The 10,299-nt window shown below is 71.4% G+C and carries 9 protein-coding genes; 4 read left to right on the top strand and 5 right to left on the bottom strand.

Annotated elements, in window-relative coordinates; all coding sequences use genetic code 11:
- Window positions 1–264: 264 nt before the first annotated feature.
- Entirely contained in the window at window positions 265–882 is a 618-nt protein-coding gene (locus tag D7X96_RS37475; RefSeq protein WP_121771882.1) for a hypothetical protein, read from the bottom strand.
- A 115-nt stretch (window positions 883–997) separates the two neighbouring features.
- Here D7X96_RS37475 and D7X96_RS37470 point away from each other — a divergent pair, with 115 nt between their 5' ends.
- Window positions 998–3,223 (top strand): serine/threonine protein kinase, encoded by a 2,226-nt coding sequence (locus D7X96_RS37470; RefSeq protein WP_121771881.1) that lies wholly within the window; start codon window positions 998–1,000, stop codon window positions 3,221–3,223.
- On the opposite strand, the gene D7X96_RS37465 is transcribed toward D7X96_RS37470, so the two are convergent.
- The gene (locus D7X96_RS37465) at window positions 3,220–3,552 is read right to left on the bottom strand and encodes a rhodanese-like domain-containing protein (RefSeq protein WP_120552800.1); all 333 of its coding nucleotides are present in this window, start codon (window positions 3,550–3,552) and stop codon (window positions 3,220–3,222) included. The two genes, D7X96_RS37470 and D7X96_RS37465, sit on opposite strands and share 4 nt — an antisense overlap.
- Before the next feature lie 101 nt (window positions 3,553–3,653).
- Here D7X96_RS37465 and D7X96_RS37460 point away from each other — a divergent pair, with 101 nt between their 5' ends.
- A complete protein-coding gene (locus D7X96_RS37460) occupies window positions 3,654–4,037 on the top strand; it encodes a HesB/IscA family protein (RefSeq protein ID WP_120552799.1) in 384 nt (127 codons plus the stop codon).
- Between the two features lie 78 nt (window positions 4,038–4,115).
- On the opposite strand, the gene D7X96_RS37455 is transcribed toward D7X96_RS37460, so the two are convergent.
- Genes D7X96_RS37455 through D7X96_RS37445 form a run of 3 tightly spaced genes read right to left on the bottom strand, consistent with a single transcriptional unit; the run spans window position 4,116 to window position 6,252 of the window.
- Window positions 4,116–4,634, bottom strand: coding sequence for an acyl-CoA thioesterase (locus D7X96_RS37455; RefSeq protein WP_121771880.1), 519 nt, complete (start codon window positions 4,632–4,634; stop codon window positions 4,116–4,118).
- Between the two features lie 36 nt (window positions 4,635–4,670).
- Window positions 4,671–5,420: a deoxynucleoside kinase gene (locus D7X96_RS37450; RefSeq protein WP_120552797.1), complete on the bottom strand. Its 750-nt coding sequence runs from the start codon at window positions 5,418–5,420 to the stop codon at window positions 4,671–4,673.
- A 13-nt stretch (window positions 5,421–5,433) separates the two neighbouring features.
- Window positions 5,434–6,252 carry a glycerophosphodiester phosphodiesterase family protein gene (locus D7X96_RS37445; protein WP_120552796.1) on the bottom strand — a complete coding sequence of 273 codons (819 nt, stop codon included), beginning with the start codon at window positions 6,250–6,252 and terminating at the stop codon, window positions 5,434–5,436.
- A 159-nt stretch (window positions 6,253–6,411) separates the two neighbouring features.
- Here D7X96_RS37445 and D7X96_RS37440 point away from each other — a divergent pair, with 159 nt between their 5' ends.
- Together D7X96_RS37440 and D7X96_RS37435 are read left to right on the top strand one after the other, a co-directional pair.
- Window positions 6,412–7,461 (top strand): hypothetical protein, encoded by a 1,050-nt coding sequence (locus D7X96_RS37440; protein ID WP_121771879.1) that lies wholly within the window; start codon window positions 6,412–6,414, stop codon window positions 7,459–7,461.
- 213 nt (window positions 7,462–7,674) lie between these two features.
- Window positions 7,675–10,299 (top strand): serine/threonine-protein kinase (locus tag D7X96_RS37435; RefSeq protein WP_208647437.1); only part of this gene is annotated, 2,625 nt, incomplete at its 3' end.

Genomic DNA, 10,299 nt, shown 5'->3' with positions numbered 1-10,299 from the left:
CCCCCCGAGATCTACACTTATTAAGTCGTCGGCAGCGTCAGATGTGTATAATAGACAGCGGTAATGCCCCACGCCATCCGACCCGCCGCCTGCCTCCCTGTGCAACCCCGGTGCCCAGGGCAGGGACGTGCACTGGCGGACATCCGGAAGCGGCGCACGGGGTGGATGCCCCGTGACGTGGCCGTGACGAGACCCAACGTGGGAAGGTTTTTTCCCTCCCGGGGCCAGACAAGGCTGTAACGCCGGACTGTAAGAAGGGCGGTGTTACCGATCAGCGGGCGGGTCCTCCGGCGGGGTGGAGACCCCTGGGGGAGACCCGGCCGGGGGCGGCTCAGCCACCGCGGAGGTCGCTTCCGGAGGCGGCGCCTGGGGCAGCGGCGGAATGGGGTGCTCGGGCGTCACGCCGCGCCGCGTGACGGCATACAGCACCCGCACCAGCAGCAGCCCCGCGGCCAGCCCCATCAGGACGCGCCAGACCATGGGTGGAACCGGAGGCTCGCTCACCGTGAAGCGCGCGTGCACCGCCTTGGGGCGGGTGGTGAGGAAGCGCACGTCCACGTCCCACGCGCCGGCCTCGTCGGGGACGAACTCGGTGCTCCAGCCCACGGCGTCGCGCGTCAGCGTGCGCGTCACCTGGCCGGGCACGCCCTCGCGCGAGAACGCGACCGTGACGGCGCCCCGGAAGGGAGGGCCCTGGAGGTTTCCCACCGACAGGGTGAGCCGCAGGGGCTCACCGGGGCGGGGGACGGCGGGCGTGAGGACGCCCTGGAGCTGGTCCTCCGCGTCCCGCCAGGAGAGGGAGAGCAGCTCTCCCTTCCGCTCCACCTTGATCTGATCCGTCGCCGGAGCGGCGGCGGCATGCAGGGCCAGCAGGCAGGTCATGACGACCCACCCCCACACGGCGGTCGTGCGGCTTTGCCTCACGGGTCGCTGTCCTCTAAGATGCGCTGCCCTGTCACCTTCCACTGAGCCCGCTCCCCCCGGGGAGTAACCCGGGATGAACCCTCAAGCCTTCGGGAAATACCAGCTCCTCAAGAAGCTCGCCACGGGCGGCATGGCCGAGGTCTGGCTTGCGCGCCAGACCGGTATCGAGGGCTTCCAGAAGGAACTTGTCGTCAAGCGCATCCTCCCGCACCTCGCGGAGGACCGCGAGTTCGTGGAGATGTTCAAGAACGAGGCGCTGATCGCCGCGCGCTTCAACCACCCGAACATCGCGCAGGTCTACGAATTCGGCGAGGCCAACGGCACCTACTACATCGCCATGGAGTTCATCCACGGCGAGGACCTGGGCCGGGTCATGCGCAAGGCCAGCGGGATGAACCAGTGGATCGCCCGTCCGCTGGCCATCCGCATCGTCGCGTCCGCGTGCGAGGGCCTCTACTACGCGCACAGCCGCAACGATGACCGGGGCCAGCCGCTCAACGTGGTGCACCGCGACATCAGCCCGCAGAACATCCTGATCAGCTTCGATGGTTCGGTGAAGCTGGTGGACTTCGGCATCGCGAAGGCCGCGGATCAGGCGTCGATGACGAAGTCCGGCGCCATCAAGGGCAAGTTCGCGTACATGGCGCCCGAGCAGGCCGCGGGCAAGCACCTGGACCGGCGCGCGGACATCTTCGCCATCGGCCTGGTGCTGTACGAGATGCTCACCGGGCACCGGCCGCTCAAGAAGGACTCGGAGCTGGCCACGCTGCAGGCGGCCATGGAGTGCAACATCCCGTCCCCGTCCGAGGTGGCCGACGTGCCCCGGGACATGGACCACGTGGTGATGCGCGCCCTGGCCAAGAGCGCGGATGACCGCTACGACAACGCGCGTGAGTTCCAGACGGCGCTGGAGGAGCTGCTCGTCAACGAGCGCTGGCTCGTCACCTCCGGTCAGATCTCGGAGCTGATGAAGACGCTCTTCGCGGATCGCCTGGACGAGGAGCGCAAGCAGGGCCAGTTCGTGCCCGTGGGCGAGGACTCCAACACCGCGCCGCCCCGGCCGCCCCCGGACATGAGCTGGGAGGCCCCGCCGGGCGAGTCGCCGTCGCGCGGCTCCCGGAGCAACGCCACGCGCACGGGCGCCGCGCCGCGCCGCTCGACGGGCATGTCCCCCGCGCTGGCGGAGGAGCCGAACGAGTACGACGCGCCGTCGCTCACCGGCGTGGAGCAGCCGCCCCCCCGGCGCCGCTCCAGCGTGTCGGAGCCGGCGGTCCGGCGAGGCACGTCCACCAGCAACCCGAACGCGACGCAGATCGCCCGCACGAGCTCGCGCTCGGACCTGCGCAGCCAGTCCGCGGACGACGCCCCGGCGCCCCGGCGCAGCATGTCGCGCGCGGTGCCGGTGTCGGAGCCGCCCATGCGCTCGCGCTCGGGCGTGCAGCGCATGGACCTGGAGGACGACGAGCGCACGCGCCTGCCGCCGCCGGAGGATGATCCGGAGACGGAGCCGCTGCCCGCGCCGCCTCCGCCGCGCCGCCGCACCAGCGCCAACCAGGCCGCCGTGGAGGCGCCGCGCCGCCGCACCTCCAGCCGCGTGGACGCGCCGCGCCCGCGCCCGGTGGCCCCGCCGGTGGACGAGGACGAGGATTCCGGTGAGCGCCGTCCGTCGCGCTCCAGCGCCCCCGCGCTGCCGGAGCCGGTGAAGCCCCAGGGCGGCGGCGTGCGCACGCTGATGTCCGTGGGCCTCGTCGTGGGCCTGCTCGCGCTGGGCGTGCTCTTCCGCGAGCCCATCCTGCTGGCGCTCACGTCCAAGGCCGCGGACGCGCAGGGCGTGTGGCTCACGGTGAACACGAACCAGCCGGTGAAGGTGTCCGTGCGGCACACGGAGCGCTGCGGCAGCCCGGAGCCGGTGACGTTCCTGGGCACCGCGCCGCTCACGCGCGTGCAGGGCGCCCACCTGCAGGACACGCTCATCCTGGAGAACGACGCCCAGGGCATCTACCTGGAGGATTCAGAAGAGCTCGCGTTCGGCCAGCCCGGCGAACTGAAGACCTTCGAGCGCAGCTTCAAGGAAGGCACCCTGAAGCTGAAGATCACCCCCAGGTCCATGGCGCCGGGCCTGACGGTGTACCGGAACAACCAGATGATGGGCAGCGCCGGCACCACGCTCAAGCTGATGGAGGGCAAGCAGCGCCTGGAGCTGCGCGGCAAGCAGCTCAAGGAGCCGGTCGCCTTCGAGGCCACCATCAAGGCCGACGAGACGACGGACCTGCCCCTGGACCTGGCCTCCGCGCTCTAGTAGCGCGGCAGGGACGGGTCCACGGTGCGCGAGTACAGGTCGATGCCGCCCTGGAGCGATACCGCCTCCAGGCCCCGGTCCAGGAGGTACGCGGCGCCGTGCAGGCTGCGCACCCCGTGGTGGCAGTAGACGACCACGGGGCGGCCCCGGAAGGCCTCCAGCTGCTCGTGGAAGTCCTCCAGCTCCGGCAGGGGCATCAGCACGGAGCCGGGCAGGGCCACCCACTCGTGCTCCTGGGGAAAGCGCACGTCCACCAGCACGGGGCGCGACTCGGGGGGGCCGGCCAGGCGCCGGGCCAGCTCCGCGGGGGTGATTTCGGGGATGGGCATGGGGGTTATCTTCTGTTGAGCCGGGAAGGGGTCCGTCAGGTCCCTTGGCTTTTCGGGCGCCAGGGCGTTATGAGGCGCCGTCCACGAGGAGAGTGAAGCACATGGATACTTCTACCGCCGTCGCCGGCACCACGCCGGCCTCCCAGCCCACCACCTCTGGCCCCGTCGTCCTGACGGCCGCCGCCATCGCCCAGGTGAAGACGGTCATCCAGGCCCAGGGCTTCCAGGGTTACTTCTTCTCCATCCGCGTGGTGCCCTCCGGCTGCAGCGGCCTGGGCTACGACCTGAACCTCGTCAAGGAGACGAAGGCGGGCGACCAGACGTGGGAGCAGGATGGCGTGGCCATCGCCACGGACGCGCTGAGCGCCCAGTACCTCTCGGGCACGCACATCGACTACGTCACCAGCATCACCGGCGCGGGCTTCAAGTTCGAGAACCCCAACGCCAAGTCGTCCTGCGGCTGCGGGACGTCGTTCACCACCTGATCCGCCGTCCGGCGCTTCAGGCTGGAAGAAGGGCCGGGATGGGACGCCAGACAGGCGTGCCCCCGGCCCTTCGTGCGTTCAGGCGCCGGCCACGGGCTTCATGACCTTCATCCAGTTCTGCTCCCCCCGGCCGCGGTTGCGGCGCTGGGCGCGGCGGGCCTCCGCCTCCTGGAAGGCCTGGCGCTCCGCGTCCGACTCCAGGAGCAGCGGCGGCACGGGCACGCCCTTGCCGTCCTGGCCCTGCGCCACGAAGGTGAGCAGCGCGCTGGTGGTGAGGTGCCGCTCACCGGTGAGCGGGTTCTCCGCGTGCACGGTGACGCCCACCTCCAGCGAGGTGCGGAACGCCGCCAGCACGCGCGCGTGGAGCAGGGCAATCCAGCCCACGCGGATGGGGGCGTGGAAGTGCAGGTCGTTCATGGACGCCGTCACCACGACCTGACGGCAGTGGCGCTGGGCGGCCACGGCGCCGCAGATGTCGATCCACTGCATCACCTTCCCGCCGAACGCGGCGTTCAGGTTGTTGGCGTCCGGAGGGAGGATGAGCTGCGTCATCACCACTTCGGAGTCGCGCGGGCTCTTCGGGCTGAGGTCGTGCATGGCGCGGCGCAGCGTCGCACGAGCGGGGGCGCCGCGTCAGGCGAGGAATGCGGAGACGCGGTCCATGAACTCCTCGCGGCCCTGTCCCTTGCGGATGTCCTGCGTGGACACGTCCACCACCAGGCAGTCCACGCCGTACTTCTCCTGGAGCACCTGGGGGAAGCCCGCGTAGTAGCCGTTGAGGCCCTTGAGGAACTGCTTCCCGATGCCCTTCTCCTCGGCGCGGCCGCGCGTGCGGATGCGCTGGAGGAGCACGTCCTCCGAGGGCACGTCGAAGCAGATGACCTTGTCCGGCCGCACGATGTGGCGCGACAGCCGCTGGAAGTACTCGTAGTACAGGTCCAGCTCCGCGTTCGTCATGTGCCCCAGGCCGTGCAGGTACTTGGCGAAGATTTCCGGGTCCTCGTAGAGCGTGCGGTCCTGCACGCAGCTCTTGCGGACGGAGTGGATGAGCTCGTGGTGCTCCACGCGCCGGATGAGGAACTCCAGCTGCAGCGTGAACGACCACCGCGACATGTCGCCGTAGTAGTCACGCAGGAAGCGGTTGTCGATGACGGGCTCGTCGAACAGCTCGAAGCCGAAGCCCTGGCTGATGAGCTTCGCGGCCGTCGTCTTGCCCGCGCCGATGTTGCCCGCGAGCGCCACGAAGCGCTTGGCGCGAGGCACCTTCACCTTCAGCGTGTTGCGGGCGGCGGGCTTCGTTCCGGCGCCGGCCGGGGGCGAGGCCTTGGACGGGGGCTCGGTGCGGGACGACGCCGGACGCGCGCGGGAGGTGGAGCGGGGCATGGAGCCCGAAGGCTTAACCCGGCTTTCCAGGGGCGTCCATTCGCTGGCGGAGCAGGTCCGGCCGGTCGGTCATGATGCCGCCGATGCCTTCGGCGATGAGCCGGTCCATCTCCGCCGGATCATCCACCGTCCACACGTTGATCCACTTGCCGCGCTCGGCCGCGGCCTTGAGCAGCACGTCGTCCACCAGCCGCACCTCGCCGAAGTACAGCGGCATGTCGAGCACGCTGAAGCGCGCATCCTCCGGCGGCGCCTCGCCCGCCTTGAGCGCCAGGACGAACGCGGCCAGCGCGTCGCGCGGATAGAAGTGGCACGCGTCGGGCAGCTTTTCGTGGAGCCGCTCCGCGATGACGTCCTGCTCGCTGCCCAGGCACACGCGGCCCAGGGCCCCTTCCTCCGTGAGCAGGCGGGCGAGCACCTCCTCCGCGCCCGGCACGTCCGGCTTGAGCTCCACGTTGAGGGGCAGGGTGGGGAAGGCGCGCAGCACCTCGCGAAGCGTGGGCAGGCGAATGCCCTGGCCCCGGAAGGGGAAGGTGCGGCCCCCGTCCGGGGTGAAGCGGTGGCCCGCGTCCAGCTTGCGCAGCTCCGCCAGCGTGAGCGCCGCGAGCGGACCGGCTCCGTCGGTGCAGCGCTCCAGCGTGTCGTCGTGCGCGACAATCACTTCGCCATCGCGCGACAGGTGCACGTCCAGTTCCAGCATGTCCGTGCGGTGCGTGTGGACGGCGCGCTGGAAGGCCTCCAGCGTGTTCTCCGGCGCGAGCAGCGCTCCGCCGCGGTGCGCGATGTGGAGCGTGGGCTTGAGCCCATGGAGAAAGATGTCGCGCGGCAGCATGATCCACCTATTCCTGAATTGACGATGATGTGACGAACAGGGCCTCGGTCCGTTCCTTGCCGGCCCTACGAAGCCACCGGTATAAGGGCCTGAATCCTCAGCCCGACCGGCGTCGGACTTCAACAACGACGGCGCCCTTCACCTCCCGGAGAGAAACGAATGGAACTGCGCACGAAGCTGGGCGCCGCGGCACTCCTCGCTGCCGCCGCGATGGCGACCGCCGCCGGCTGTGGCGGTCGTGATGATGAGAACCCCACCCCCACGCCCGACGCTGGCTGCACGGGCGTGTGCAGCACCGACGCGGGCAGCGATGCCGGCGTGGACGCGGGCTCCGACGCCGGCGTGGACGCGGGCACGGCGAACCAGATCGCCGCGACGCGCAAGCTGTCGTTCGGCACCAAGGCGACCCTGCGCGACGTGGTCATCACGGGTGTCCACTACGAGAAGCTGGGCACGAGCTCGGAGTGGCGCTCGTACTTCTGGGTGACGGATCCGGCCGCTCCGAAGGAGGGCCTCTTCATCCACAAGTTCTATTCGGACACTCCGAACACGTACCACCCGCAGGTGGGCGACACCGTCGACATCGCGGGCTACTTCGGCACGGAGCCCAACTACGAGCCCTTCACTGGCCGTCGCCACCACCTGGCCAACCAGCGCACGCCCGCGATCCCGCTGGCCATCACGCCCAAGACGACGGATGCGGGCACGGCGAACCTGCCGCCGGCCAACGAGGTGACGGTGGATGACCTGACGGCGTCGCTCGCGGCGGCGCAGAACAGCGCGTCCTACCTGGGCACGCGCGTCCACCTGGCGGGTCCGCTCACGCTGACCAACGCGCAGCCCACCCAGCTGCAGCGCCTGGACTCGGCTGACGCCGGCACCCTCTACTACGGCTTCGAGGTCACCGGCGGCATCCTCGTGTACCACGACAAGACCCGTGACCGGTCCGGCGACGGCGGCACCCGCTGCGACTACCAGAAGGCGGCCCTGGACGGCGGAGCGGTGACGTTCCCCAACGGCATCAGCGGCGTCTGGGATACCTACACCTTCGCGCCCTGCAAGGACGGCGGCACGGACATCACCGGCTGCGGCGACAACATCGCCGACAGCGGCGTGCCGGGCCTCGACGACAAGCGCTACACCTACACCCTCATCCCGCAGGACTGCGCGGACCTGCCGGGCCAGGTGGACGGCGTGGCCTTCCCGTAATCCTCCGCCAGCTGACGTCTTCCCCGTCCGCCTCCCAGGGCCCTGTGGCCCTGGGGGGCGGTCGTGTTTCAGGGGCCCGAAAGTTCGCGTGGCCCGCCGGGCCTGCCTAGAGTCCGGCGCCGGGCGGGTCGGTCGGCTCCCCCCGGGGCGGGATTGCAGGTAGGCTCCGGACACGCTTCAAAGTTCCACCCGCGGCCCGCACCTTCCACGTCCTTGAGCTCGCCCCAGACGGCCACCCCGTTCGGCAGATACCTGCTCATCAAGCGCCTCGCGCTGGGCGGGATGGCGGAGCTTTTCCTGGCGCACAAGCCGCCGGATCCGACGCTGGTGGTCATCAAGCGGATCCTCCCGTACCTCTCCGAGGAGCCGGAGTTCGTCCAGATGTTCCTGGACGAGGCGCGCATCGCCGCCCAGCTCCATCACCCCAACATCGTGCAGGTGCACGAGCTGGGGAAGGAGGGGGACAACATCTTCATCTGCATGGAGTACGTGGAGGGCGTGGACCTGCGCCGCGTGCTCGCGGAGGAGCACAAGTTCGGCGCCTCCATGCCGTACGGCGTCGCGGCGAAGATCTGCGCGGCCATCGCGGCGGGCCTGGACCACGCGCACTTCAGCCGAGGCGTGGACGGGCGCCCCCTGGAGTTGATCCACCGGGACGTCTCTCCGCAGAACGTGATGATTTCGTACGACGGGCGCGTGAAGCTCGTCGACTTCGGCATCGCCAAGGCCGGCGCGTTCATGGAGCGCAGCAAGCCGGGCGTCATCAAGGGGAAGTTCCTCTACCTGTCGCCGGAGCAGATCCTCCAGGAGCGGTTGGATCACCGCGCGGACATCTACGCGCTGGGGGTGATGCTGTACGAAATCACCACCGGCAAGCAGCCCTTCCACCGCCCCACCACGGAAGGCATCCTCTACGCCATCCGCTACGAGGAGCCGTCGCCTCCGCACCTGGTGCGCCCGGACTACCCGGAGGCCCTGTCGCGCATCGTGATGCGGTGCCTGGTGAAGGACCGCACCCAGCGCTACCAGCGGGCGTCCGAGGTGCGCGACGACCTGCAGGCGTTCCTCGCGTCGGGCGTGCTCAAGCAGAGCCTGGACGTGGCGGGGTACATCGCGCGGCTGTTGGGGGAGAAGGAGGAGCGCACCGTGCTCCACATCCCCCCGGCGAAGCGCGCGGGCCGGCACGAGGCCACGCTGCCGCTGCCGGCTCTTCGCACGCCGCTGCCGCCGCCGGTGCCCGACCTGCCGGAGGACACCGCCGCGCGCACGCTGCCCCTGGCGGACGTGGAGGACACCGCCGCGCGCACGCTGCCCCTCACGGAGGACACCGCCGCGCGCACCCTGCCGCTCGCGGGGGACGAGGACACCGGCGCGCGCACCCTGCCGCTGGGCGGGACGGCTTCGCAGCCCCGGGGGCCTTCCGCGCTGACGCCGGCGGGGCTGGTGTCGCGGCCTCCCGCGCGCCGGCCCACGGCGGAAGCGGCCGCGCTGCGCGCCTGGGACGCGGAGGAGAAGGAGCCCGAGACGCAGATGGCGCTGCCGCGCGACCTGCCCTTGGGGCGGGACGACGACGAGGACGACGACGGCGAGTCCACCGCGGTCGGCACGATGCCCGGGGCTCCCGCGCCGCGCCGCCACCTGGAGCCCGTGTTCGAGGATGAGGCGTGGGACGAGGAGGCGCAGGAGGAGGACGAGGACGCCGACTCCACCGTGCCGCTGCGCGCGCGCCGTCCCCGGCCCGTCGCGCCCACGCCTACGCCAGCCCGGCGCAACGGCCCTCCGGAGGCCACCGCGCGCTCCGGGTCAGGAGAGCGGGGCGCCTCCGACCGTTCCCGGCGTCCTTCGTCCGGCGTGGCCATGCCGCGTGGGAGTGGGGCCTCGGATGATCCCTTCGCGCCCTCGCCGCGACGCCCTCAGCCCTCCGCGTCGGAGGGGCGCGCCACCACGCCGGCCCCGCGCCGGACGGGCATGGCGTCCGCCGATGATGGCCGCTCCGAACCGCTGTCGTCCGGTCCCCGGCGTATGGGAGACGACGGCCGCTCCGAACCGCTGTCGTCCGGTCCCCGCCGCATGGGGGACGACGCCCGCTCCGAACCGCTGTCGTCCGGTCCGCGCCGTATGGGTGGCGACGGACGCGTGTCGCAACCGCCGGGCCCGCGTCGGCCGGGTTCGGCGTCCAGCGACGCGAACCGCGCCGCTCCGCCTTCGGGCCCCGGGGCTCGCAACGTGCGCCCTCCGCCCCGGCCTGCTCCCGAGGACGACGAACGCTTCAACACCGACCCCGGCCCCTCCGGGGTGAGCCTCACGGACCCGACGCCCGTCACGACCGGTGACCCGGACGACGACGAGTCCACCATCGGGTTCCAGCCGCCGCGAAGGCCGCCACCCCGGCGGGCCGTGCGCGCTCCCGTCGACGAGGACGAGGCCTACGACGACGAGGGGCCCGATACGCTCGACGCCTCCGGGGCGCCCCGGCGCTCTCGCACCGTGCTGTTCGTCGCGGGCGCGGTGCTCGTGGCCGTGCTGTGCCTGGGGCTCGCCTGGATGATGGGCCTGTTCAGCCCCGACGCGCAGTCGCCTCCCGCGCCCATGAAGGGGCCTCCGGCGGGAGGCCCGGCGCGGCCCGGGCCCCAGGGCTCGGCCCCCGTGAAGGCGCCCGCGCCACCTGCCCCGGCCGAAGCCGCGCCGGCGAAGTCCCCGGACGCCGCCCTCGCGGACTCCGCCACGCAGCCGAAGTCCGTGGCTCCCGCCTCCACGGAACCCGCCGCGATGACGCCGGACGGGGGACTCGCGATGGCCTCGGCGGTTGCCCAGGCCGCGACCGCGCCGGCCCCGGAG

The organism is Corallococcus interemptor, from assembly GCF_003668875.1.
Classification (GTDB): domain Bacteria; phylum Myxococcota; class Myxococcia; order Myxococcales; family Myxococcaceae; genus Corallococcus; species Corallococcus interemptor.
Note: the sequence above shows the minus strand (reverse complement) of the source record. Positions and strands in the feature narration are given on the sequence as shown.

Coding starts and splice junctions, on each gene's coding strand:
- D7X96_RS37475 (WP_121771882.1), bottom strand. CDS start 882: ATGACCTGCCTGCTGGCCCTGCATGCCGCCGCCGCTCCGGCGACGGAT.
- D7X96_RS37470 (WP_121771881.1), top strand. CDS start 998: ATGAACCCTCAAGCCTTCGGGAAATACCAGCTCCTCAAGAAGCTCGCC.
- D7X96_RS37465 (WP_120552800.1), bottom strand. CDS start 3,552: ATGCCCATCCCCGAAATCACCCCCGCGGAGCTGGCCCGGCGCCTGGCC.
- D7X96_RS37460 (WP_120552799.1), top strand. CDS start 3,654: ATGGATACTTCTACCGCCGTCGCCGGCACCACGCCGGCCTCCCAGCCC.
- D7X96_RS37455 (WP_121771880.1), bottom strand. CDS start 4,634: ATGCACGACCTCAGCCCGAAGAGCCCGCGCGACTCCGAAGTGGTGATG.
- D7X96_RS37450 (WP_120552797.1), bottom strand. CDS start 5,420: ATGCCCCGCTCCACCTCCCGCGCGCGTCCGGCGTCGTCCCGCACCGAG.
- D7X96_RS37445 (WP_120552796.1), bottom strand. CDS start 6,252: ATGCTGCCGCGCGACATCTTTCTCCATGGGCTCAAGCCCACGCTCCAC.
- D7X96_RS37440 (WP_121771879.1), top strand. CDS start 6,412: ATGGAACTGCGCACGAAGCTGGGCGCCGCGGCACTCCTCGCTGCCGCC.